Origin of the sequence: Kitasatospora sp. NPDC056076, assembly GCF_042266305.1 — a bacterium.
Taxonomy (GTDB): Bacteria; Actinomycetota; Actinomycetes; order Streptomycetales; family Streptomycetaceae; genus Kitasatospora.
Window position 1 is genome coordinate 158,445 of record NZ_JBHJWG010000007.1, and the last position, 24,302, is coordinate 182,746.

General features: G+C 71.1%; 22 protein-coding genes and 1 tRNA gene. 21 read left to right on the plus strand and 2 right to left on the minus strand.

Going from position 1 to position 24,302, the window contains the following annotated elements:
- Window positions 1-29 precede the first annotated feature (29 nt).
- The 5 genes from ACFC1T_RS08455 to ACFC1T_RS08475 all read left to right on the plus strand — a co-directional run bounded on the left by ACFC1T_RS08455 (window position 30) and on the right by ACFC1T_RS08475 (window position 4,269).
- Window positions 30-1,763, plus strand: a complete 1,734-nt coding sequence (locus tag ACFC1T_RS08455) for a DNA polymerase (RefSeq protein WP_375885221.1) — start codon at window positions 30-32, stop codon at window positions 1,761-1,763.
- Between the two features lie 130 nt (window positions 1,764-1,893).
- Window positions 1,894-2,142 carry a hypothetical protein gene (locus tag ACFC1T_RS08460; RefSeq protein WP_375885223.1) on the plus strand — a complete coding sequence of 83 codons (249 nt, stop codon included), beginning with the start codon at window positions 1,894-1,896 and terminating at the stop codon, window positions 2,140-2,142.
- Window positions 2,143-2,152: 10 nt separating this feature from the next.
- Complete coding sequence (locus ACFC1T_RS08465; protein WP_375885315.1) at window positions 2,153-2,305, plus strand: helix-turn-helix domain-containing protein; 153 nt, start codon at window positions 2,153-2,155, stop codon at window positions 2,303-2,305.
- Between the two features lie 118 nt (window positions 2,306-2,423).
- A complete protein-coding gene (locus ACFC1T_RS08470) occupies window positions 2,424-2,981 on the plus strand; it encodes a hypothetical protein (RefSeq protein ID WP_375885226.1) in 558 nt (185 codons plus the stop codon).
- Window positions 2,982-2,988: 7 nt separating this feature from the next.
- Complete coding sequence (locus ACFC1T_RS08475) at window positions 2,989-4,269, plus strand: tyrosine-type recombinase/integrase (protein ID WP_375885229.1); 1,281 nt, start codon at window positions 2,989-2,991, stop codon at window positions 4,267-4,269.
- Between the two features lie 83 nt (window positions 4,270-4,352).
- Here the strand turns inward: ACFC1T_RS08475 and ACFC1T_RS08480 are convergent.
- Window positions 4,353-4,440 (minus strand) — tRNA-Leu (locus tag ACFC1T_RS08480).
- A gap of 433 nt (window positions 4,441-4,873) precedes the next feature.
- Here ACFC1T_RS08480 and ACFC1T_RS08485 point away from each other — a divergent pair.
- A complete protein-coding gene (locus ACFC1T_RS08485) occupies window positions 4,874-5,383 on the plus strand; it encodes an ATP-binding protein (protein WP_375885231.1) in 510 nt (169 codons plus the stop codon).
- A gap of 89 nt (window positions 5,384-5,472) precedes the next feature.
- Here ACFC1T_RS08485 and idi read toward each other — a convergent pair whose 3' ends face one another.
- Window positions 5,473-6,120 carry an isopentenyl-diphosphate Delta-isomerase gene (idi, locus tag ACFC1T_RS08490; protein ID WP_375885233.1) on the minus strand — a complete coding sequence of 216 codons (648 nt, stop codon included), beginning with the start codon at window positions 6,118-6,120 and terminating at the stop codon, window positions 5,473-5,475.
- A 494-nt stretch (window positions 6,121-6,614) separates the two neighbouring features.
- On the opposite strand from idi, the gene ACFC1T_RS08495 reads away from it, so the two are divergent.
- The 15 genes from ACFC1T_RS08495 (at window position 6,615) to ACFC1T_RS08565 (ending at window position 24,288) form a co-directional block, all read left to right on the plus strand.
- A complete protein-coding gene (locus ACFC1T_RS08495; protein WP_375885235.1) occupies window positions 6,615-7,370 on the plus strand; it encodes a sugar phosphate nucleotidyltransferase in 756 nt (251 codons plus the stop codon).
- Window positions 7,358-8,419 (plus strand): iron-containing alcohol dehydrogenase family protein, encoded by a 1,062-nt coding sequence (locus ACFC1T_RS08500; protein ID WP_375885238.1) that lies wholly within the window; start codon window positions 7,358-7,360, stop codon window positions 8,417-8,419. The genes ACFC1T_RS08495 and ACFC1T_RS08500 overlap by 13 nt, the downstream gene beginning before the upstream one ends.
- Window positions 8,420-8,510: 91 nt before the next feature.
- Entirely contained in the window at window positions 8,511-9,248 is a 738-nt protein-coding gene (locus ACFC1T_RS08505; RefSeq protein WP_375885317.1) for a CDP-alcohol phosphatidyltransferase family protein, read from the plus strand.
- The gene (locus tag ACFC1T_RS08510) at window positions 9,245-10,153 is read left to right on the plus strand and encodes a glycosyltransferase family 2 protein (RefSeq protein ID WP_375885241.1); all 909 of its coding nucleotides are present in this window, start codon (window positions 9,245-9,247) and stop codon (window positions 10,151-10,153) included. Before ACFC1T_RS08505 ends, ACFC1T_RS08510 begins: the two co-directional genes overlap by 4 nt.
- Before the next feature lie 141 nt (window positions 10,154-10,294).
- A complete protein-coding gene (locus tag ACFC1T_RS08515) occupies window positions 10,295-11,236 on the plus strand; it encodes an ABC transporter permease (RefSeq protein ID WP_375885242.1) in 942 nt (313 codons plus the stop codon).
- Complete coding sequence (locus ACFC1T_RS08520) at window positions 11,229-12,038, plus strand: ABC transporter ATP-binding protein (RefSeq protein ID WP_375885244.1); 810 nt, start codon at window positions 11,229-11,231, stop codon at window positions 12,036-12,038. The genes ACFC1T_RS08515 and ACFC1T_RS08520 overlap by 8 nt, the downstream gene beginning before the upstream one ends.
- Before the next feature lie 316 nt (window positions 12,039-12,354).
- Entirely contained in the window at window positions 12,355-13,302 is a 948-nt protein-coding gene (hpnC, locus tag ACFC1T_RS08525; RefSeq protein ID WP_375885247.1) for a squalene synthase HpnC, read from the plus strand.
- A gap of 41 nt (window positions 13,303-13,343) precedes the next feature.
- Window positions 13,344-14,201 carry a presqualene diphosphate synthase HpnD gene (hpnD, locus tag ACFC1T_RS08530; protein ID WP_375885318.1) on the plus strand — a complete coding sequence of 286 codons (858 nt, stop codon included), beginning with the start codon at window positions 13,344-13,346 and terminating at the stop codon, window positions 14,199-14,201.
- Between the two features lie 139 nt (window positions 14,202-14,340).
- Window positions 14,341-15,783 (plus strand): hydroxysqualene dehydroxylase HpnE, encoded by a 1,443-nt coding sequence (hpnE, locus tag ACFC1T_RS08535; protein WP_375885249.1) that lies wholly within the window; start codon window positions 14,341-14,343, stop codon window positions 15,781-15,783.
- Window positions 15,784-15,965: 182 nt separating this feature from the next.
- Window positions 15,966-17,054, plus strand: a complete 1,089-nt coding sequence (locus ACFC1T_RS08540; protein ID WP_375885251.1) for a polyprenyl synthetase family protein — start codon at window positions 15,966-15,968, stop codon at window positions 17,052-17,054.
- Window positions 17,055-17,061: 7 nt separating this feature from the next.
- Entirely contained in the window at window positions 17,062-19,143 is a 2,082-nt protein-coding gene (gene shc / locus ACFC1T_RS08545; RefSeq protein ID WP_375885254.1) for a squalene--hopene cyclase, read from the plus strand.
- Window positions 19,140-19,820, plus strand: coding sequence for a 1-hydroxy-2-methyl-2-butenyl 4-diphosphate reductase (locus ACFC1T_RS08550; protein ID WP_375885255.1), 681 nt, complete (start codon window positions 19,140-19,142; stop codon window positions 19,818-19,820). The genes shc and ACFC1T_RS08550 overlap by 4 nt, the downstream gene beginning before the upstream one ends.
- Before the next feature lie 2 nt (window positions 19,821-19,822).
- The gene (hpnH, locus tag ACFC1T_RS08555; protein WP_360238793.1) at window positions 19,823-20,851 is read left to right on the plus strand and encodes an adenosyl-hopene transferase HpnH; all 1,029 of its coding nucleotides are present in this window, start codon (window positions 19,823-19,825) and stop codon (window positions 20,849-20,851) included.
- Window positions 20,852-20,987: 136 nt separating this feature from the next.
- Window positions 20,988-22,898: a 1-deoxy-D-xylulose-5-phosphate synthase gene (gene dxs, locus ACFC1T_RS08560; RefSeq protein ID WP_375885258.1), complete on the plus strand. Its 1,911-nt coding sequence runs from the start codon at window positions 20,988-20,990 to the stop codon at window positions 22,896-22,898.
- Window positions 22,888-24,288 (plus strand): aspartate aminotransferase family protein, encoded by a 1,401-nt coding sequence (locus tag ACFC1T_RS08565; RefSeq protein WP_375885260.1) that lies wholly within the window; start codon window positions 22,888-22,890, stop codon window positions 24,286-24,288. Before dxs ends, ACFC1T_RS08565 begins: the two co-directional genes overlap by 11 nt.
- Window positions 24,289-24,302 lie beyond the last annotated feature (14 nt).

The window sequence follows — 24,302 nt, forward strand, 5'->3', positions numbered from 1 at the left end:
CCGTTCAAATCCACGTCTGCGAAGACGTGATGGACCTCTGGGGGTTCATCGACTTCGTAGAGGCCAACCCGGTACTGGGGTACGACACCGAAACCACCGGCCTCAACTGGTGGGATGCGGACCGCGATTTCCGGTGCCGGCTTGCTCAGTTCGGCAACGCCACGGAGTCTTGGGTCCTCCCCGTCGAGGTCGACCCCGAGTTCGCCGAGGCAGCTGCCTGGGCTCTGCGAACTGCCCACCGGGTCATCGCGCACAACGCGAATTTCGATGCACACGTGGCCGAAGTCGCATTCGGGGTGACCCTGGAGGAGCTGGCCCCGCGGCTTCTCTGTACCAAGATTTCCGCCCACTTGGTCGACCCCCGGGCCGTCAAGGAGCAGGGGCCCGGCCTCAGGCTGGAAGAGCTGACCAAGTACTACATCTCTGCGGACTTGGCCTTCGAGGTCAAGGGCTCGATGACTCAAATAGCCAAGCGCTACCGTGTCAAGAAGGAAGAGATATGGTCTCAGGTCTGGACATTCGATAACGAATATCTGCTCTATGCGGGGATGGATCCCGTCCTCGCCTACCGGCTGTTCCACATTCTGTACCCGCTGATCCCGCTCAAGTCCAAGCGAAAGGGGCTGTTCAGTTGGGAACACCGCCTCGCCCACGTCATGGCGCTGGTGGAACGAACCGGTTACCTGGTCGATGAAGGGTATGCCGAGGCTCGGGTAGCTGAGCTGCTGGCCGAAGAAGAGAAGTGGAAGGAGATAGCCAGGAGCTTCGGGGTAGAAAACGTCAACTCGAACCAGCAGCTAATCGACGCCTTCACCGGACTCGGCATCCGGCTGACGAAGCGAACGGCCAAGGGGAATCTGGCCATGGATGCGGAAGTCCTGGACGGGATCGCCCATCCGCTGGCCGAAGCCGTCAAGAAGGCGTCGAGGGCCGGAAAGTGGAGGGTCACATGGTTCGAGAACGCGCTCCGCGGGCGGGATTCTGAGGGCAGGGTTCATGCATCCATAAACTCTGTCGGAGCCAGGACAGCACGTATGACAACCTCCGGCAGTATCGCGGCGCAGACCTACCCGGCCGGAGACGGCTATGTGCGGGGAATGTACCTTGCGGAAGCAGGTCATGTAACGGTGTGCAGCGACTTCGCGAATATGGAGCTTCGGTTTCTTGCTGCGGAATCCGGCGACCCCGTGATGATCGATGCATTCCGACATGACAAGGACTTGCACCAGATCACCGCAGATGCCGCCGGGGTAAGTCGCAAGATCGGCAAAATGGCCAACTTCCTTACCGTATTCGGGGGAGGACCCAAGGCGCTGGCTCAGCAGGCCGGCGTTTCGGCGGAGGTTGCGAAGCGGACTCTCGACGCCTTCAATACGACCTACACCCACGTGGGGAAGCTTGCCGAAAAGCTCATGGGAGAGGCCCGGCGGTACGGGCACATCTATACCGTCACCGGCCGACGGCTTCCCGTCGACCGAGGGCGGATTTACGCAGCCCAGAACTACTTCGTGCAGTCCGGGAGTCGGGACATCACCGTCCGGGCAATCCTGGAACTCCACAAGGCCGGATTCACGTCCTGGATTCGGCTCGTGATCCACGACGAGATAGTTTTCTCATTCCCAAAGGAACGGGCAGAGGAACTGGCAAAGCAGGCTGCCGAAATCATGTCGTTCACGGTCCGCGGCGTCGTGGTGCCCGCCGAAGGCGAGATCGGAGAAAGGAGCTGGGGAAGCGTGCTCGACAAGGAAGGGAGCAAGCACTGATCGAAGACGATATCCAGGACTGCGAATGGTGCGAGAACCACGAGTCGTACGGCCTTTTTGACCTGAACGACGGCGGGGAAGCCGGCCTGTGCTGGCTGTGCGCTGAAAACAACGAAGCGGGGGACTGCGAGTGAACGAGAACAACGAGGGAAGCGAGTACGCCGAGCTGCTGGGGGACATCGAGGACCGATTCGCCGAAGCACTGCGGCTCAAGCGGGCCAAGGAGGTCCTGGAGCTGGCCGAGGTTACGGGAATGATCTACACCCGGGCTGTCAGCAGCGGCGTGCCTCACGAGCTGGCCCAGGCGATGGCAGCTGGCTACTGGGACCTGGAGATGACAGGCGAGGAGGTGTCCCAGGCTGACGCGGAGGAGGGCTGAGTTGGATCCGATGCTGAGCGTTGCAGACGTGGCGGCTTACCTGCGAAAGCCGCGGTCGTGGGTGTATGGCAACTGGCGAGCCGAAGGCATCCCGTTCAAGCGGGTAGGCAACCAGCTCCGATGCCGGCCCGCAGATCTGGAGAAGTGGGTCGACAGCCGCTGAGCGCGAGGGCCACCCTGCGGAGGGGTGGCCCTCTCGGTGCCGGAGCCTGGGCCAGGAGGTGATGTATGTCACATGCCGAACTGGCGGCATCTGGTTCGGAATGATCTACGGTCATGCCATGACCTCAGGAACGAGCGTGCCGCATTTGCGGCGGGGAGCCTGCGGCGAACTGGTGTGGCAGGCCAACTACGGACCGTGGCGCGTTGAAGCCCGGTTCCCGGCCGACGGCATCCCGTTCGTCGGGCCGTCCGAGCTGACCATCAGCCTGTCCGCTGGTGAGGCTCCCGGTCGAGCTGACCAGGCGTTGGCCCAGGCGAGGGAGACGGATGGCATCCCCGCCAGCCTGCTGCGGCAAATCCCACTCGCGGATATCAAAGCTCAGGCTCGTGCTGCGTTGGCTCAGGAGCAACACCGGGCGCGGGATGAACAGTGGCCGGTCCCGGCGCGCTGCCGGACCGAACTGGACTACGCCCTCCTGGTGGCCGAGCTGATTCGGACGAGGGCGACGGGGACCAGGGCAACGCAGCAAGCACTTGCAGCCCGCCTTGGGGTCGGAGAGGCGACCCTGTCGGAGCGGGTGAAGCGGGCCAAGGCGCTCGACCTGTGGGATGGGAGGCAGCTCACGAGCAAGGCCTTGGGGCTGCTTGCCGACTGGGAGAAGGAGCGAGAGGAGTAGTCAAGTAGTGGCGAAGCGCGGCAACGGGCTCGGGGGGACTCCAGTGGAGATCCCGCGCAAGGGCCGACCGAACACCTGGGGCGTCCGTACACCCCTTCACTTCAATCCTGCTGTCGGTCGTAAGGATCGGTACTGGATAGGCCGGGAGTACAAGAACAAGACCGAGGCTGAGAAGGCGCTCAGCAAGTGGATCGCTGACTTTGATGAAGGCGACCTGACTCCTCGGTCGGACATGACCATGGGGCAGCTCATGGACCGGTGGCTGGAGCAGCACCGGGGCGAAGACACCACGAAGCAGGGCTATGAGCCGAAGGTCCGGCTGCACATCAAGCCGCATCTGGGCGAGGAAAAAGTGGTGGAGATCACTGATGATCGGTTGGACGACTTCTACCGGATGCTGGAGACGACTCCCAGTCTGACCAATGGTGGAAAGCCGCTGGGGCCGAAGAGCGTCCGTCACATCCACAACGCGATCTCAGCGGCCCTTGAGACCGTCACCGGTCCTCGGAAGCTGTTGAAGGTCAATCCGGCGCACACTGCGAACCCTCCGACCGAGCGGCAGATCAAGGCTGCGGAACCCGACTTCCCGACCTTGAACGACCAGGAGACGAAAGACTTCCTGGGCGAGATCTGGAAGCCCTGCGGCAATCGGGCCTGTGATGGGGGGCTCACCCATCACTGCTTGCGGGACGCACCGCTCTGGACCTCGTACGCGGCAACGTCGTGCCGGCGAAGTGAGGTGTTGGGGTGGAAGTGGGACCTCATCAACTGGGATGAGGGGTCGATCGAACTGGCGTGGGTGGTGGTCGAAGAAGGCAACGCCTTCCGACTCCGGAAGCTGACGAAGGACGGAGACGACAATGCCGTGATCTACGTGGACCAGGGGCTCTTGAAGGTCCTCAGGTGGCAGTGGGAGCGCCAGCAACAGGAGAAGGCCCGGCTGGGACCGGCGTGGGCGGATCATGGTCTCGTGTTCGCCCGGGACGGCTTCAAGCTCTTCAAGGAAGGCCGGGCTGGAGGTCCACAGGACCCTGAGAAGGTGTCCGCCCGGTGGCGGACGACGCGGAACCGGCTCCGCCTGCCGGAGGACTTCCGGCTGCACGACTGGCGAGGGTCGAAGATCACGAACGATCTCGACAACCATGAGAACCCGGTTGAGGTCTCCGCCAACGCCCGGCACCACTCGCCGGGGTACACGATGGCTCGGTACGGCCGCCGTCGTGCCGAAGGAGCAAAGAAGCTGGCCGCTTCGAGTGCCGGCCGGATTGGTCTCGCGACCCTGGTCTGACCAAGATCAACTCTGTTGGTCACGCAATTGGTCACGCGACTGTCCAGAAAAGCAAAAAACCCTTGATAAACAAGGGTTCCTGCTGGTGTCCGAGGGGGGACTTGAACCCCCACGCCCGATAAAGGGCACTAGCACCTCAAGCTAGCGCGTCTGCCATTCCGCCACCCGGACAGGGTGTGTGCTTCGGGGGCTTTTCTCTCGCCCCCTCGGCGACAGAGAGAACATTACCAGGCTTCCGGAGTGCTTCTCACCTGCGTTTCCTCGGCCCCACCGCGGCCTCCACCTCGGCCCCCACCACCGTCCCCACCACCGTCCCCACCGACGCCCCCCGTCCGAGGGGCCGGGGCCGTGGGACGCCCGGCCCGTCCGGACCGGCCGGGACGGCTCGCGAGGGGGCTCGAACACCGGGCGAAGCGGTGGCGAGGGCGAAGCAAACGATCCGTTAAGCCCCCGCCCGCGATCGATTCCGGTCGGAACCGATCCGACACGGGCAACTTGTCGACGGTGCCACGGAGGCACCGACCGCTCTCCTAGCCTCTGTGGACCGAGGGCGCCATGATGCGGATCGCCTGATTCCCGGGTCGCGGACGAAGGGCGGCTGGACGTGGAGCAGATCAGCGGGGCGGCGAAGGCCGAGCCGAGACGCGGCGCCCGGTCGGGCCGCCGACCGACGGCCGACGGTCCCGTCGAGGGCGTGTGGCGCTTCCGGGTGCCCGCCGTCGAGGCCTCCGTGCCGCGCACCCGCCACGCGGTGCGGGACCGCCTGCTGGCCCAGGGCATGACCGGGGTGCGCTACCAGGAGCTGGTGGACGACGTGCTGCTGATCGTCTCCGAGCTGGTCGGCAACGCGGTGAAGCACGCGGCCGAGCTGTCACCCGAGGTGACCACCGAGCTGTCGGTGCGCCGGGGCTGGGTGCGGGTCTCGGTCGAGGACGGCGACCCGTACCGGCCGAAGGCCCTGGAGAGCGACACCGGCCGTACCGGCGGGCGCGGCCTGCTGCTGGTGAAGAGCGTCACCCTCCAGGCGGGCGGGGTGTGCGACGTCGAGCACACGGGGGAGGGCGGCAAGGTCATCTGGGCCTCGCTGCCCGTCCCCCCGGAGCCCGGGTCCTGACGGGCGCCCTCCCGCACGGGGACGGCGCGACCCCGCACGAGGGCGGCCGCCCCCGGCCGGGGACGGCCACCCCCACGGACTCCTGTCCGCTACCAGTCCCGACCGGCGATCTCCCGGATCCCCGGCAGCGCGGCCTCGAAGACGGTCTCGAACCAGACCGAGAACGGCCGCTCGGCCCGCAGCTCGCGCAGCTCCTGCGCGGTCACGAAGGCGAAGTCCTCGACCTCCTCCGGGTCCGGCCGCACCGGCGCGGTGACCAGCCCGACGAACAGGTGGTTCCACTCCCGCTCGATCAGCCCGGTGGCCTCGTCCGGCAGGTCGTAGCGGACGGTGCCGGCCTCGCAGAGCAGCGCCGGCGCGAGGCCCAGCTCCTCGGCGGTGCGCCGGGCGGCGGCCACGAACGGCGGCTCGTCCGGGTAGGGGTGCCCGCAGCAGGTGTTCGACCAGACGCCGGGGGAGTGGTACTTGCCGAGCGCCCGGCGCTGCAGCAGCATCCGGCCCTGGCGGTCGAACAGGAAGACCGAGAAGGCCCGGTGCAGCCGGCCCGGCTGCTGGTGGGCCCAGAGCTTCTCGCCGGTGCCGATGGTGACGCCCTCGTCGTCGACCAGTTCCAGCAGGATCCCGGTGCTCGCGGGGGCGGTGGCCCGGGGGTCGACCGTCACGTCTGTCTCCACGTCCAGGCCGCTGTCGATCTCGGCGGCGAAGTGGGTCGGGTCGGTCGGCGGACTCTGGGGCATGGGGCCTCTTTCGGAAGGGGGGAGCGGGAGCAACGGGAGCGTCGAGCGCGTCGTGGGCACCCGTCGGGGGGCTCGGGACGCGGCGCGGGCACCGGCGCCGGCGTCGGGCTCCAGTCTGCCGTATGGGTGGCGGTCCGGACGGGTCCCACGCACAACCGGGCGGATCATGACGCGGGGCGGTCCGGATCCGTACCGGAAACGGTCCGGGACGCCCCGGAAGGGTCATTCGTCCCGAAGACCAGTTCGGTATCCGTTCCCATCCTGTTCGATCACCGCACCTCCACCGTGTCGTCACCCCGGCGCCTCCGGCCGCGTTCGGGTGCGTCGCCCGGGTCGCCTACCATCGCTTACGACACGCTGCCCGGATCTGTGCCGGTCCGGCGCGCCGCCGCCGGGCCCGGCCGTACGCCGGGCCGACCGGCGACAGCGCCGCCGGGCCCGTCGGCACATCCCCGCGCGGACCGCACGACGCACCACGGATCAGGAGACCCCGCATGATCGGCCTCGTTCTGGCAGCCGGCGCCGGCCGCCGGCTGCGCCCGTACACCGACACCCTGCCCAAGGCGCTGGTGCCGGTCGACGGGGAGCGGACCGTCCTGGACCTCACCCTGGGCAACTTCGCCGAGGTCGGACTGCGCGACGCGGCGATCGTCGTCGGCTACCGCAAGGAGGCGGTGTACGACCGCAAGGACGCCCTGGAGAGCAAGTACGGGGTCAAGCTCCACCTGGTCGAGAACGACAGGGCCGAGGAGTGGAACAACGCCTACTCGCTCTGGTGCGCCCGCGAGCTGTTCGCCGAGGGCCTGCTGCTGGCCAACGGCGACACCGTCCACCCGGCCTCCGTCCAGCGCACCATGCTGGAGGGCAACCAGCGCCTCGTCGAGGAGGGCCGGGCCCCCGGCATCCTGCTCGCCCTCGACACGGTGAAGAAGCTCGCCGACGAGGAGATGAAGGTCGTCGTCGACCCGGCCGCCGGCATGCGCCGCATCACCAAGCTGATGGACCCGGCCGAGGCGACCGGCGAGTACATCGGCGTCACGGTGATCAACCCGGCCGCCGCCGCCGACCTGACCGACGCGCTGCGCGCCACCTACGAGCGCGACCCCCAGCTGTACTACGAGGACGGCTACCAGGAGATGGTCGACCGGGGCCTGCGGATCGACGTCCAGCCGATCGGCGAGGTCTCCTGGGTCGAGGTCGACAACCACGACGACCTGGCGAAGGCCCGGGAGATCGCGTGCCAGTACTGACCCGACTGGTCCCGTCGCCGCTGTTCGCGGAGATCCGCCCGGGCGCGCTGGACGCGCTCGGCGGCATCCTCGCGGACCAGAGGCTGTCGGCCTCGGGCCGGATCGCGGTGGCGATCAGCAACGGCTCCGGCGCCGCGATGCGCGCGCGCCTGGAGCCGGCCCTGCCCGGCGCCGACTGGTACAACGTGGACGACGGCAGCCTCGACAGCGCGGTGCGCTTCGCCGAGGAGATGCGCGGCAAGCACTACGACGCGGTCGTCGGCCTCGGCGGCGGCAAGATCATCGACGCCGCCAAGTACGCCGCCGCCCGGGTCGGCCTGCCGGTGGTCGCGGTGGCCACCAACCTCGCCCACGACGGCATCTGCTCCCCGGTCTCCACCCTCGACAACGACGCCGGCCGGGGCTCCTACGGGGTCCCCGGCCCGATCGGCATCATCGTCGACCTGGACGTGATCCGGCAGGCCCCGCAGCGCTTCGTGGCGGCCGGGATCGGGGACGTCGTCTCCAACATCTCGGCCTGCGCGGACTGGGAGTTGTCGCACACCGTCACCGGCGAACCGGTGGACGGGCTGGCCGTCGCGATGGCCCGCTCGGCCGGTGAGAACCTGCTCCGGCACCCAGGGAACATTCAGGACCAGGACCTCCTGACGGCCCTCGCGGAAGCCCTGGTACTGTCCGGCATCGCGATGAACATCGCGGGCAGCACCCGACCCTCGTCGGGCGCCTGCCACGAGATCTCGCATGCCCTGGACGTGCTGTACCCCAAGCGTTCCGCCCAGCACGGCGAACAGGTCGGCCTCGGCGCGGCGTTCGCCAGCTTCCTGCGGGGCGAGCGCGAGCTGACCGGTCTGATCGTGGAGCGCCTGGCGAGCCACGGGCTTCCGGTGACCGCGGCTCAGATGGGTTTCACCGAAGCGGAGTTCACCGAGGCGGTGCACTACGCTCCGAACACCCGCCCGGGCCGCTACACCATCCTGGAACACCTCGACCTCTCCCCTTCCGCAATCAGGGACGCGTACGCCGACTATGTCCAAGCCGTCAACAGCTGACCCCTCCACCGCGGGCGCCGAGCGGCCCCCGGTGGACCTGACCCGCCGGCCCTCGATCGAGGAACTGCGGGCGGTGATCCACCCGGAGGGCATGCTCCAGCGCCGCAGCGCCGAGCACTGGGCCGGGCGCCTCTACATGCGGAAGATCTCCTTGCGGATCACCCGTGTGCTGTCCACCATGACGGCGATCACGCCCAACGGCCTGACCTACCTGATGATGCTCACCGGCATCCTGGCCGGTGCCGCCCTGGTCGTGCCGGGCATCACCGGCGCCGTCCTGGGCGCGCTGCTGATCCAGGTCTACCTGCTGCTGGACTGCGTGGACGGCGAGGTGGCCCGCTGGCGCCGGCAGACCTCGCTCACCGGCGTCTACCTGGACCGGGTCGGGCACTACATGTCCGAGGCGGCCCTGCTGACCGGCCTCGGCCTGCGCGCCACCGACCTGCTGCACCGCGAGGGCGGCGGCTCGCACTGGGAGTGGGCGTTCCTGGGCACGCTGGCCGCGCTCGGCGCGATCCTGATCAAGTCCGAGACGGACCTGGTGGACGTGGCCCGCGCCCGCAGCGGCCTGACGGCCGTCGAGGACAGCGCCTCGGTGCCGCGGTCCGCCTCGGTGGCCAAGGCCCGCCGGGCCGCCTCGCTGCTCAAGTTCCACCGCCTGGTCGGCGCGGTCGAGGCCTCGCTGTTCATCCTGGCGGCCGGGATCGCCGACGCGGTCCACGGCGGACTGTTCTTCACCCGGATCGCGGTCGTGGTGCTGGCGGCCATCGCCATGCTGCAGACCGTGCTGCACCTGCTGAGCATCGTCCTTTCGAGCAGGCTCCGATGACCACTTCCACGTCCTCCACCACCGCGGAGAACTTCCGCCTCGGCGTCGTCATCATCACCATGGGCAACCGGCCCGCCGAGCTCAACGCCCTGATCGACTCCGTCCGCGCCCAGGAGGGCCCGGAGGTCGAGTTCGCCGTGGTCGGCCAGGGCGCGAAGCTGCCGTCGCTGCCGGCCGGCGTGCGCAGCGTCGAGCTGCCGGAGAACCTGGGCATCCCGGGCGGGCGCAACGTCGGCATCGAGCTGTTCGGGCCGGACGGCCGGGAGGTGGACGCCGTCCTCTTCCTGGACGACGACGGCCTGCTGCCGCGCACCGACTCCGCCCGCCTGCTGCGCGAGGCCTTCACCGCCGACCCGGAGCTGGGCATCGTCTCCTTCCGGATCGAGGACCCGGACACCGGCGTCACCCAGCGCCGGCACGTCCCCCGGCTGCGCGCCAGCGACCCGATGCGCTCCTCCCGGGTTACCACTTTCCTGGGCGGCGCGAGCGCCGTGCGCTGCAAAGTGTTCGAGCAGGCCGGGCAGCTGCCGGCCGAGTTCTTCTACGCCCACGAGGAGACCGACCTCGCGTGGCGCGCCCTGGACGCGGGCTGGGCCATCGACTACCGGGCGGACGTGGTGCTGCACCACCCCGCCACCTCGCCGGCCCGGCACGCCGCCTACTTCCACAACGTGGCCCGTAACAGGGTCTGGCTCGCGAGGCGGAACCTTCCGGCCCCGTTGGTGCCTCTCTATCTGGGAACCTGGTTTCTGCTGACCCTGGCCCGACGTCCCTCCGCGGAGGGGTTGAAGGCCTGGCTGAGCGGTTTCCGGGCGGGTTTCCGCGAACCCTGCGGTCCGCGGAAGCCCATGCGATGGCGTACCGTCTGGCGACTGACCAGGATGGGACGTCCTCCGATCATCTGATTGGATCAGAGGATCGATCGCCGTGGCCGGTGACCACACACCGGCCGGAACCCCCCCCGTGACCCCAGGATCCCCATCGGCGCAAGGCCGGCGGACCCCCGCCGACCGGCCGCTCCGACCGATCCCGCGCGAAGGACGAATGTGTCGACAGTGAGTGAACCCGTCAGCCTCTCAGCCCCGAGGGGGGCGGACGCGGGCCTGACCCCGAAGCAGCTTGCGGACAAGTACGGTCTGTCGGTGAGCGGTGCCCGCCCCGGTCTGTTCGCCTACACCAAGCAGCTCTGGGCCAGGCGCCACTTCATCTGGGCCTTCGCCACCGCCCGCCTGGTGGCCCAGTACACCGACGCCAAGCTCGGGCAGCTCTGGCAGGTCGTGACCCCGCTGCTCAACTGCGGCGTGTTCTACCTGGTCTTCGGCGTGATCCTGAAGAGCAAGGACAACTTCCCGCCGAACACCTACATCGCCTGGCTCTGCATCGGCGTCTTCGTCTTCCAGTTCACCCAGAACGCGGTGCAGTCCGGCACCCGGGCGATCTCCGACAACCTCGGCCTGATCCGCGCGCTGCACTTCCCGCGCGCCAGCCTGCCGATCGCCTTCACCGTGATCCAGCTCCAGCAGCTGCTGATCTCGATGGTGGTGCTGGTCATCACCGTGCTGGCCGCCGGCATCACCCCCGGCAAGACCTGGCTGCTGATCGTCCCGGCGCTGTTCCTGCAGACCCTGTTCAACATCGGCGTCTCGCTGATCTTCGCCCGGATCGGTTCCAAGACCAGCGACATCTCCCAGCTGATCCCGTTCGTGATGCGGGCCTGGATGTTCCTGTCCGGCGTGATGTTCAGCATCCAGGACAAGGTCTCGACCTGGCCGCACTACCTCCAGACGATCATGGCCGTCAACCCGGCCTCGGTCTACATGGACCTGCTCCGGCACGCCTTCGCGCCGGTGATCTACAACAAGCACCTGCCCGCGCACCAGTCGCTGCCGCCGCACCAGTGGACCTACGGCATCGCCTGGGCGGTCGGGATCTTCGTCATCGGATACGTCTTCTTCTGGAAGGCCGAGGAGGAGTACGGCCGTGGCTGACACCGACCTGAGCAAGCGCGACGCCGTGGCCGACACCAAGATCGCCCGCGAGCCCACCGTCGTCGTCGACGACGTGCACATCGTCTACCGGGTGCACGGCGCCGGTTCCGGCAAGGGCAGCGCCACCTCGGCGCTGAGCCGCATCATCAGCCGCAAGCGCTCCTCCGGCGTGCGCGAGGTGCACGCGGTCAAGGGCATCAGCTTCACCGCCTACAAGGGCGAGGCGGTCGGTCTGATCGGCTCCAACGGCTCCGGCAAGTCGACCATGCTGGCCGCCATCGCGGGCCTGCTGCCGACCGAGAAGGGCGGCATCTACACCAACGGCCAGCCCTCGCTGCTGGGCGTCAACGCGGCCCTGATGAACGAGCTGAGCGGCGAGCGCAACGTCGTCCTGGGCTGCCTGGCGATGGGGATGTCGCCGGCCGACGTGCGGGCGCGCTACCAGGACATCGTCGAGTTCTCCGGGATCAACGACAAGGGGGACTTCATCTCCCTGCCGATGCGCACCTACTCCTCCGGCATGGGCGCCCGGCTGCGCTTCTCCATCGCCGCCGCCAAGACCCACGACGTGCTGCTGATCGACGAGGCCCTGGCCACCGGTGACCAGGCCTTCCAGCAGCGCAGCAAGAAGCGCATCGACGAGCTGCGCGGCTCCGCCGGTACGGTCTTCCTGGTCAGCCACGACAACAACTCGATCCGCGAGGTCTGCGAGCGGACCATCTGGATCGAGGCCGGTGAGCTGGTCATGGACGGCCCGACCGACGAGGTCGTCGGCCGCTACGAGCGCGGCGAGCGCCCGTAACGCCCAGCCGTCGCAGCGCCTGGCACCGCAGGGCCCCGGCACTCCAGGGCCGGCTCCGGGAACACCCCGGAGCCGGCCCTTCGGCGTGCGCCGCTACCCCGGGTGGCCCGCCGCCGCGGGGGTGAGCGCCACCGTGCGCCGGGCGGGGCGCTCTTCTCGGGCGCGGCGCGTGGTGTCAGGCTGGGGGCGCGGGGGCGGTGTGCCGTACGTGACGCCCGCGCTCGGACGCGTGTCCGAGTCGGACCGGTGGTACCGAGCGGTGTAGAACGGGGGAGTGACTGCAGTGTCGGCTTCGGCCCAGCCCAGAGATACGCCGGTGAACCCTTCCGCGGGACAGACCCTGGAGAAGGCGGGTGCGGAGAACTTCCCGGTCGCCCCCTTCTTCCTGCCCGCGGCCTGGCGCGACGACCTGATGGCGGTCTACGGCTTCGCCCGGCTGGTCGACGACGCCGGCGACGGCGACCTGGCCGATCCGGCCGCCACCGCGGGCCTGCTGGGGATCGAGCAGCGGCCTCCCGCCACTCCTTCGGCCCAGTCCGGCCCGCCGGGCCCGGCGGAGGTCTCCTTCCGGCTCGCCCTGCTCGACGGACTGGAGCGCGACCTCGACCGGGTGTTCGAGACCGCGCTGCGCTCCGCCGGTGCCGAGCAGCCCCGGCACCCGCTCCTGGGCGCCCTCGTCCCGCTGGTCGACCGGCACGGCCTGACGCCCGAGCCGTTCCGCCGTCTGATCGAGGCCAACCGGGTGGACCAGACCACCGCCCGCTACGCCACCTACGACGACCTGGTCGGCTACTGCACGCTCTCCGCCGACCCGGTCGGCCGCCTGGTGCTGTCCATCGCCGGCGTCTCCACCCCCGAGCGGATCGCCCTCTCGGACGCCATCTGCACCGCCCTCCAGCTGGTCGAACACCTCCAGGACGTGGCCGAGGACCTCTCCCGCGGCCGGATCTACCTCCCCGCCGAGGACCTGGAGCGCTTCGGCGTCACCGAGGAGGAGCTCGCCGAACCCACCGCGACCGGTGCGGTCCGGGAACTGATCGCCTTCGAGGCCGAACGGGCCCGCACCCTGCTCGACCGCGGCGCACCATTGGTAGGTACGGTTCGGGGAAGGCTTCGACTGCTCCTGGCGGGATTCACCGCAGGCGGCTACGCGGCCCTGGCGGCCGTCGAGGACGCCGGGTACGACGTGCTCGCCCGGCAGGCGAAGCCGGACAAGCGCCGCCTCGCAGCGAAGGCGGCGGCCATCTTCGCGAAGGGAAGGTGAACGCCCGAGTGGCGGCATCACCACTGGCGTCGGCCCCGGTCATGGCGGCGTACCGGTACTGCGAGGCAGTCACCGGACTGCAGGCACGCAACTTCAGCTACGGCATCCGCCTGCTGCCCGAGCCCAAGCGACTGGCCATGTCGGCCCTGTACGCGCTGGCCCGCCGGGTGGACGACATCGGCGACGGCGACCTCCCGGCCGACCGCAAGGCCGAGGCCCTGGTGCGCACCCGGGAGCTGGTGGACGAAGTCCGCTCCGGGGCGGTCGCCGAGGACGACACCGACCCGATCAAGGTCGCCCTGGCCGACGCGGCCCGGCGCTTCCCGATCCCGCTCGGCGGCTTCGACGAGCTGATCGACGGCGTGGAGATGGACCTCAAGGGCGCCGAGTACCAGACCTACGAGGAGCTCAAGGTCTACTGCCGCTGCGTGGCCGGCGCCATCGGCCGGCTCTCGCTGGGCGTCTACGGCTGCGAGGACCCGGAGCGCGGGGCGCAGTACGCGGACACCCTGGGCCTGGCCCTGCAGCTCACCAACATCCTGCGCGACCTGCGCGAGGACGCCCTGACCGGCCGCACCTACCTGCCCACCGAGGACCTGGCCAGGTTCGGCTGCGAGCAGGGCTTCGCGCTGCCCAAGCCGCCGGTCGGCGCGGACTTCACCGGGCTGGTGGCCTTCGAGGCCGCCCGCGCCCAGGCCGCCTTCGAGGAGGGCCTGCGGCTGCTGCCCCTGCTCGACCGCCGCAGCCGCGCCTGCACCGCCGCGATGGCGGGGATCTACCACCGGCTGCTCGGCCGGATCGCCGCCGACCCGGAGTCGGTGCTGCGCGGCCGGGTGTCGCTCCCGGGCTGGGAGAAGGCGTACGTGGCGCTTTCCGGGCTCGCCGGGGGGCGTTCTTGATTCTCGCCACGGTTCTGTCACGCTGTGTCAGCGGGGAATCACATCAGGGTGGCGCCGTGTCGACCGCGGCGCCGGCCGTGAGCGCGCCGGCGACAGCGACCGTCGCCGGGCGGTCCGGCGACTGCGAGGGGGAGGGCCGATGACCGGGCGAGCCGATGCCGCGCGCCCGGCCGCCGTCGTGGTCGGCGGCGGCCTGGCCGGGATCACCACCGCCCTGCGGCTGGCCGAGGCCGGCCACCGGGTCACCCTCGCCGAGGGGCGCCCCCGGCTCGGCGGCCTGGCCTTCTCCTTCCAGCGCGGCGACCTGACCGTCGACAACGGCCAGCACGTCTTCCTGCGCTGCTGCACCGCCTACCGCGGGCTGCTGGAGCGCCTGGGCGCCACCCGGATGACCCACCTCCAGGACCGGCTGGACGTCCCGGTGCTCTCCGTCACCGGCCCCGCCGGGGCCCCGGTGCGCACCCTCGGCCGCCTGCGGCGGGCCGGCCTGCCCGTCCCGCTGCACCTGGCCGGCAGCCTCGCCCGCTACCCGCACCTCTCCCCGGCCGACCGCGCCCGGGTGGTCCGCGGCGCGCTCGCCCTCAAGGGCCTGGACCTCGCCGACCCGGCGCTGGACGGGCTCTCCTTCGGCGAGTGGCTGCGCCGCAACGGGCAGAACGCCGCCACCACGGCCGCGCTCTGGGACCTGGTCGGCGTCGCCACCCTGAACGCCCGGGCCGACCAGGTGTCCCTGGCGCTCGCCGCGATGGTCTTCAAGACCGGGCTGCTCTCCGACCCGGGGGCCTCCGACATCGGCATCGCCGCCGTCCCGCTCGGCGCGATCCACCACGACCGGGCGCTCGCCGAGCTGGAACGCGCCGGCGTGCGGGTGCTGCTGCGCGCCCGGGTCGCGGAGCTCAAGCCGGCCGCGCCCCAGCACGCCGTCCGGCTGGAGGGCGGCCAGTCGGGCAACGGCGAGCTGCTCACCGCCGACACCGTGGTGCTGGCCGGCGCCCAGGACACCGCGGCCGCCCTGCTGCCGCCGGGCGCCGTCCCCCACCGGCTGGAGGACTTCGGCACCACGCCGATCCTCAACGTGCACGTGGTCTACGACCGCAAGGTGCTGCGCCGGCCGTTCTTCGCCGCGCTCGGCAGCCCGGTCCAGTGGGTCTTCGACCGCACCACCCACTCCGGGCTGGCCGGTACCCCGATCGGCCGCGCCCACCCCGGCGCCCAGTACCTGGCGCTGTCCCAGTCCGCCGTCCAGGACGAGATCGACCTGCCGGTCGCCGAACTGCGCGAGCGCTACCTGCCCGAGCTGGCCCGGCTGCTGCCGGCCGCCGCCGACGCCGAGGTGCTGGACTTCTTCGTCACCCGGGAGCGCACCGCGACCTTCGACGGGGCGCCCGGCAGCGCCGCGCTGCGGCCCGGGGCCACGACCGGCGTCCCCGGCCTGCTGCTGGCCGGCGCGTGGACCGCCACCGGCTGGCCCGCGACCATGGAGGGCGCGGTGCGCAGCGGCCACGCCGCCGCCGACGCCGCGCTGGCCGCGGCCGGTGCCAGGGTGCCGGTGGACCGGGGCGACGGGCGGTGGCCCAGGTGACGGCGGGGCCCGCGGCCGGAGAGCCCGCCAGAGCCGACGGGCGTACCGTCGGCCCCATCGGCCGTACCGACACCGAGCGCCGCGGCACCACCCGCTTCGGCGCCGCCCGCTTCGACACCAGCCGCACCGACAGTACCCGGCCGCCCCGTGCGGTCCGGCACCACGAGGGAGAGGGAACGCACGTGGAGTCACGCACCGGCATCGCCGTCGGAGGCACGGCGCACGCCGAACCGGTCTCGGTGCCGGAGCTGCTGGCCCGCAGCCGGACGCTCTGCGCCCCGCCGCTACGGGCCACCGTCGCCCGTCTGGCCGCACCGATGGACACCGTCGCCGCGTACCACTTCGGCTGGATCGACCGGGACGGCACCCCGGTGGAGGGCGACGGCGGCAAGGCCGTGCGCCCCGCGCTGGCCCTGCTGTCCGCCCAGGCGGCCGGTGCGGCGCCCGAGGTCGGGGTGCCCGGCGGGGTCGCCGTTGAACTGGTGCACAACTTCTCCCTGCTCCATGATGATCTGATGGACGGTGACGAGACCCGACGGCACCGGGCCACCGCCTGGACGGTCTTCGGCCCGGCCCAGGCGATCCTGGTCGGCGACGCCCTGGCGACGCTCGGCACGGAGGTGCTGCTCGACGCCGGGGTGACCGGCGGCGCGAGCCCCACCGACGCCGCGCGCGCCGTCCGGCTGCTCACCACCGCGACCCGCAGACTGATCGACGGCCAGGCCATGGACGTCGCCTTCGAACAGCGCGACAGCGTCACCGTCGCCGAGTGCCTGGAGATGGAGGGCGGCAAGACGGCGGCCCTGCTGGCCGCCGCCTCGGCGATCGGCGCCGTCCTGGCCGGGGCCGACGACAAGGTCTCGGACGCCCTCCAGCGCTACGGCCACCACCTGGGCCTGGCCTTCCAGGCGGTGGACGACCTGCTCGGCATCTGGGGCGCGACCGAGGTCACCGGCAAGCCGCACTGGGGCGACCTGCGCCAGCGCAAGAAGTCCCTGCCGGTCGCCGCGGCGCTCGCCGAGGGCGGCGCCGCCTCGCGCCGGCTGGCCGAGCAGCTCGCGGACCCGAAGGGCCGGGGCGAGGAGGGCGAGCCCGAGCTCGCCGCCCGGGCCGCGCTGATCGAGGAGGCCGGCGGCCGGGCCTGGACCCAGGAGGAGGCCCGCCGCCAGCACACGACTGCCCTCGCCGCCCTGGACGAGGTGCCCATGTCCGACGAGGTGCGCGAGCACTTCGTCGCACTCGCCGAATTCGTGGTGGTACGAGAGAGGTGACGTTACGTTGACAGCAACCGCGGACGGCCGGCTCGACCCTGAGTACGATTCCGAGCCGGTCGCGGTGGGCGACCGCCCCCCGACCCTGCTGGGTGCGGGGCGGTGGCAGCCCGAGGACACCGACCGGCCCCGGCCGGCCGGTGAGGCGGACCGGCAGCCCGGCGACGCGCGCGAGGCCCTCGCGCGCGCCACCACCCACCTGCTCTCGCTGCAGTCCTCCGAGGGCTGGTGGAAGGGCGACCTGGAGACCAACGTCACCATGGACGCCGAGGACTTACTGCTCCGCCAGTTCCTGGGCATCAGGACGGAGGAGCAGACCCGGGCCACCGCCGAGTGGATCCGCTCCCAGCAGCGGGAGGACGGCACCTGGGCCACCTTCCACGGCGGACCGCCCGAACTCTCCACCACCGTCGAGGCCTACGTCGCCCTCAAGCTCGCCGGCGACGACCCGGACGCCCCGCACATGCTGGCCGCCGCGCGCTACGTCCGCTCCGCCGGGGGCATCGCGGCTGCCCGGGTGTTCACCCGGATCTGGCTCGCGCTCTTCGGCTGGTGGTCCTGGGACCGCCTGCCCGAGATGCCACCCGAGATCATCTTCCTGCCCAAGTGGCTGCCGCTGAACATCTACGCCTTCGGCTGCTGGGCCCGGCAGACCATCGTCCCGCTGACCGTGGTCTCCTCGCACCGCCCGGTCCGTCCGGCCCCCTTCGCGATCACCGAGCTGCACACCGACCCGGACCACCCGTACCCCGACCGGCCGCTCGCCCCCGCCACCAGCTGGGACGGCCTGTTCGAGCGCCTCGACAAGCTGCTGCACGCCTACCACCGCCGGGCCTTCCGGCCGCTGCGCCGGCTCGCCGTCGCCCAGGCCTGCCGCTGGATCGTCGAACGGCAGGAGGCCGACGGCTGCTGGGGCGGTATCCAGCCGCCCGCCGTCTACTCGCTGATCGCCCTGCACCTGGAGGGCTACGAGCTGGAGCACCCGGTGATGAAGGCCGGGCTCTCCTCCTTCGACCGCTTCACCGTGCACACCGAGGACGGCATGCGCTGGATGGAGGCCTGCCAGTCCCCGGTCTGGGACACCTGCCTGGCCACCATCGCGCTGGTCGACGCCGGCGTCCCGGCCGACCACCCGGCCCTGGTCAGCGCCGTCGACTGGATGCTCGGCGAGGAGATCCGCAAGCGCGGCGACTGGTCCGTCCAGCGGCCCGCCCTGCCGGCCGGCGGCTGGGCCTTCGAGTTCGAGAACGAGACCTACCCCGACATCGACGACACCGCCGAGGTGGTGCTGGCGCTGCGCCGGGTCGCCCACCCCGACCAGTCCAAGGTCGACGCGGCGGTGGACCGGGGCGTGCTGTGGAACCTCGGCATGCAGTCCAAGAACGGCGCCTGGGGCGCCTTCGACGTCGACAACACCAGCCTGCTGCCGAACAAGCTGCCGTTCTGCGACTTCGGCGAGGTGGTCGACCCGCCGTCCGCGGACGTCACCGCCCACGTGGTGGAGATGCTCGCCGAGACCGGCCGGGCCCGGGACCCGCGCACCCGCCGCGGCATCGAGTGGCTGCTGCGCGACCAGGAGGCGGACGGCTCCTGGTTCGGCCGCTGGGGCACCAACTACATCTACGGCACCGGCTCGGTGCTGCCCGCCCTGGTCGCGGCCGGCGTCCCGGACGAGCACCCGGCGATCCGCCGGGCGGTGCGCTGGCTGGAGGACCGGCAGAACACCGACGGCGGCTGGGGCGAGGACATGCGCTCCTACGACGACCCGGCGCGCTGGGCCGGGCGCGGCGACTCCACCGCCTCGCAGACCGCGTGGGCGCTGATGGCGCTGCTCGCGGCGGGCGAGGGCCCGGAGGGCCGGTCCAACCCGGCGGTGGAGCGCGGGGTCGAGTGGCTGGTGCGCACCCAGCTGCCCGAGGGCACCTGGGACGAGCCGCAGTTCACCGGGACCGGCTTCCCGTGGGACTTCTCCATCAACTACCACCTGTACCGGCTGGTCTTCCCGGTCACCGCGCTCGGCCGCTACCTCAACGGCGGCCCCGGGATGGTGCGGCCGGGCGGCACGCCGTCGATCGGGGCGAACCGGTGACCACCGCCCCGCTGCTGGTGCTCTGCGCGCTGGGCCCCGAGGTGTGGGCCCTGCGCGGCGGCGACTGGCGCGGCTCGGCCGGCGGACCCCCGGTGCTGGTGCGCACCGGGGTCGGCCGACGGCGCGCCGGGACGGCCGTACGGCGCCTGCTCGGCTCCGCCCCGGGCGGCTACGGCGCGGTCGTGGTGGCCGGATTCGGCGCCGCGGTCGGGCCGGGAGTGGCGCCGGGCGAGGTGGTGGCCGCGGACGGCGTGCGCGACGCCGAGGGCCACCTCTACCCGGTCGGCTCCGGGCCGGAGCTGGCCCGGGCGCTCAAGGAACACGGCCTGACCGCGCACACCGGGGTGCACCACACCGCCGACCACGTGGTGCGCGGCATCGAGCGGCGCGCCCTGCACCTCCAGGGGGCGCTGGCCGTCGACATGGAGGCCGCCGCCGTGCTGGCCGCACTGCGGGAGGTGCGCCCGGCGCTGCCGGTGGCCGTGCTGCGGGTGGTGGTGGACACCCCCGAGCACGAGCTGCTGCGGCCGGGCACGCTCCCGGCCGGGGTGCGCGCCTGGCGGACCCTGCGGGCGGCGGTACCCGCCCTGGTCGACTGGTACCGGCAGGAGCTCGACACCCGCTCCGCAGTCCTGAACCACCCCACATCCTCGACGCTCCCCCAGGAGGCGAGCTAGCCATGGCCATGCCGTTGCGCCAGACCGTGCGGGTCGGCACCTACCTGATGCAGCAGAAGCTGCTCAAGCGACGGGACAAGTTCCCGCTGATCGTCGAGCTCGAACCGCTGTTCGCCTGCAACCTCGCCTGCGAGGGCTGCGGCAAGATCCAGCACCCGGCGGGTGTGCTCAAGCAGCGGATGCCGGTCGCCCAGGCGGTCGGAGCGGTCCTGGAGTCGGGTGCCCCGATGGTCTCGATCGCCGGCGGTGAGCCGCTGATGCACCCGCAGATCGACGAGATCGTCCGACAGCTGGTGGAGCGCCGCAAGTACGTCTTCCTCTGCACCAACGCGCTGCTGATGCGCAAGAAGATGGACAAGTTCAAGCCCTCGCCGTACTTCACCTTCGCCGTGCACATCGACGGCCTGCGCGAGCGGCACGACGAGTCGGTGGCCAAGGAGGGCACCTTCGACGAGGCGGTGGCGGCGATCAAGGAGGCCAAGCGGCGCGGCTTCCGGGTCACCACCAACAGCACCTTCTTCAACACCGACACCCCGCAGACCGTCATCGACGTCCTGGACTTCCTGAACGACGAGCTCAAGGTCGACGAGATGATGATCTCCCCGGCCTACGCCTACGAGAAGGCCCCCGACCAGGAGCACTTCCTCGGCGTCGAGCAGACCCGGGAGCTCTTCCGAAAGGCCTTCGCCGGGGGCAACCGGAAGCGGTGGCGCCTCAACCACAGCCCGCTCTTCCTGGACTTCCTGGAGGGCAAGGCCGACTTCGAGTGCACCCCCTGGGGCATCCCCAACTACTCGCTGTTCGGCTGGCAGCGGCCCTGCTACCTGATGGCCGACGGCTACGTGCCCACCTACCGCGAGCTGGTCGAGAAGACCGACTGGAGCAAGTACGGGCGCGGCAAGGACCCGCGCTGCGAGAACTGCATGGCCCACTGCGGCTACGAGCCGACCGCCGTCCTGGCCACCATGGGCTCGCTCCAGCAGTCGCTGCGCGCCATCACCGAGACCGTCAGCTCCAACCGGGGGCGCTGAGCCCGGGCCGGGCCGCCCGGTACCGCAGCCGTCCCGCGTCCTGAGCTCCCGTCCGGCCCGGGCCGTCGTGCCCGGGCCGGCCCCGCCCCGGTGGGCGGAGGCACCACCGCACCGCTCCGAGTCGTGAGGTGTACCCATGTCACTGCTCTCCCGCGTCACGTCCCCGGCCGAGCTGCGCAAGCTCCCGGCCGCCGAACTGCCGCTGCTCGCCGACGAGATCCGCGACTTCCTGATCGACGCCGTCACCCGCACCGGCGGCCACCTCGGGCCCAACCTCGGCGTGGTGGAGCTGACCATCGCGCTGCACCGGGTCTTCGACTCGCCGTACGACCGGATCGTCTTCGACACCGGCCACCAGAGCTACGTCCACAAGCTGCTCACCGGCCGCCAGGACTTCTCCAGGCTGCGGATGAAGGGCGGCCTGTCCGGCTACCCCTCCCGGGCCGAGTCCGAGCACGACCTGGTGGAGAACTCGCACGCCTCCACCGCGCTCTCCTACGCCGACGGGCTCGCCAAGGCCAGCCAACTGCTCGGCCAGTACGACCGGCACACCGTCGCGGTGATCGGCGACGGCGCGCTCACCGGCGGACTCGCCTGGGAGGCGCTGAACAACATCGCCGAGGCCCGCGACCGGCCGCTGGTCATCGTCGTCAACGACAACGAGCGCTCCTACGCCAGGACCGTCGGCGGACTGGCCCACCACCTGGCCACCCTGCGCACCACCCAGGGCTACGAGCGCTTCCTCGCGCTCGGCAAGGAGGCGCTGCAGCGCACCCCGCTGGTCGGCCAGCCGATCTTCGACGCGCTGCACGGCGCCAAGAAGGGCTTCAAGGACGCCTTCGCCCCGCAGGGCATGTTCGAGGACCTCGGGCTCAAGTACCTGGGCCCGATCGACGGCCACGACCTGGGCGCGGTCGAGCAGGCGCTGCGGCAGGCCCGGAACTTCGGCGGCCCGGTGATCGTGCACTGCCTGACCGTCAAGGGACGCGGCTACCGCCCCGCCGAACAGGACGAGGCGGACCGCTTCCACGCCGTCAACCCGATCGACCCGTACACCTGCCTGCCGATCTCGCCCAGCGCCGGGGTCTCCTGGACCTCGGTGTTCGGGGAGGAGCTGCTCGCGCTCGGCGCCGAGCGGCCCGACCTGGTGGCGATCACCGCGGCGATGCTCCAGCCGGTCGGGCTGGCGCCGTTCGCCAAGGCGTACCCGGACCGGACCTTCGACGTCGGGATCGCCGAGCAGCACGCCGTCACCAGCGCGGCGGGCCTGGCCACCGGCGGGCTGCACCCGGTGGTGGCGGTCTACGCGACCTTCCTGAACCGGGCCTTCGACCAGGTCCTGATGGACGTCGCGCTGCACAAGCTGGGCGTCACCTTCGTGCTCGACCGCTCCGGGGTCACCGGTTCGGACGGCGCCTCGCACAACGGCATGTGGGACCTGTCCGTGCTCCAGGTCGTCCCCGGGCTGCGGCTGGCCGCGCCGCGCGACGCCGAGCAGCTGCGGGCCCAGCTGCGGGAGGCCGTCGAGGTCGAGGACGCGCCGACCGTGGTCCGCTTCCCCAAGGGCAACGTCGGGCCGGTCGTCGAGGCGGTCGAACGGATCGGCGGGACGGACGTGCTGCTGCGCACCGGACCGGCGCCGGAGATCCTGCTGGTGGCCGTCGGGGTCACCGCCGCCGCCTGCCTGGACGCCGCCCGGCTGCTGCTCGCCGAGGGCTTCACCGCGACCGTGGTCGACCCGCGCTGGGTCAAACCGGTCGATCCGGCCCTGGCCCGGCTCGCCGCTGCCCACCGGCTGGTGGTCACCGTCGAGGACGGCGGCCGCACCGGCGGCGTCGGTTCGGCCGTGGCCCAGGCGCTGCGCGACGCCGATGTGGACGTCCCGGTGCGGGTGCTCGGCCTGCCGCAGGAGTTCCTCGGCCACGCCGCCCGCGGCGAGATCCTGGAGGAGACCGGCCTGACCGGCACCGGGGTCGCGGCCCAGACCGCCGTCTTCGCCAAGAACCTGCTACCGACCCGAGGAGCGAACCCGCGCCATGCCGGCTGACCCCGACCGCCCCGCCTTCGACCTCGCCGCCCTCCTCGCCGAACGCGGCGGTGAGCGGTACGAGCTGCACAGCCGCCACCTCAACCCGCAGCTGCCGCGGATGCTCCGCACCATCGGCTTCGACAAGTACTACGAGCGGGCGCAGGGCCAGTACTTCTACGACGCCGAGGGCAACGAGTACCTCGACATGCTGGCCGGCTTCGGCATCTTCGCGCTCGGCCGGCACCACCCGGTGGTGCGGTCGGCGGTCCGGCAGGTGATGGACCTGGACCTGCCGGACCTGGTCCGCTTCGACTGCTCGCCGCTGCCCGGGCTGCTGGCCGAGCGGCTGCTCTCGTACGCGCCCGGACTGGACCGGGTGTTCTTCGGCAACAGCGGCACCGAGGCGGTGGAGACCGCGTTGAAGTTCGCCCGGTACGCCACCGGCCGCCGGCGCGTCCTCTACGCCGACCACGCCTTCCACGGGCTGACCACCGGATCGCTGTCCGTCAACGGGGAGAGCGGCTTCCGCAAGGGCTTCGACCCGTTGCTGCCGGACACCGCCATCCCGCTCGGCGACATCGGGGCGCTGGCCAAGGAGTTGAAGCGCGGGGACGTCGCCGCGCTGATCGTCGAGCCGATCCAGGGCAAGGGCGTCCAGGCGCCGCCGCCCGGCTGGCTGCGGGCGGCCCAGGCGCTGCTGCACGAGCACAAGGCGCTGCTGATCTGCGACGAGGTGCAGACCGGGATCGGCCGCACCGGCGAGTTCTTCGCCTACCAGCACGAGGAGGGCGTGCTGCCGGACCTGGTGTGCGCGGCCAAGGCGCTCTCCGGCGGGTACGTGCCGGTCGGGGCCACGCTCGGCAAGAGCTGGATCTTCGAGAAGGTGTACTCCTCGATGGACCGGGTGCTGGTGCACTCGGCCAGCTTCGGGTCCAACGCCCAGGCGATGGCGGCCGGGCTGGCGACCCTGGAGGTGATGCGCGAGGAGAAGGTGGTGGAGAACGCCCGGCAGGTCGGCGACCGCTTCCGTGAGCGGCTGACGGCCCTGATCGACCGGTACGAGCTGCTCGCCGAGGTGCGCGGTCGCGGCCTGATGATCGGCATCGAGTTCGGCCGGCCCAGGTCGTTGAAGCTGCGCACCGGTTGGACGGCCCTCCAGGCCGCGCGCAAGGGGCTGTTCGCGCAGATGGTGGTCGTCCCGCTGCTGCAGCGGCACCGGATCCTGACCCAGGTGTCCGGGGACCACCTGGAAGTGATCAAGCTGATCCCGCCGCTGATCATCACCGACCGGGACGTGGACCGGTTCGTCGACGCGTTCACCGAGATCATGGACGAGGCCCACCGGGGCAACGGCCTGATGTGGGACTTCGGCCGGACGCTGGTGAAGCAGGCGGTCGGCAACCGGTAGGGCCCCTCTTCCCG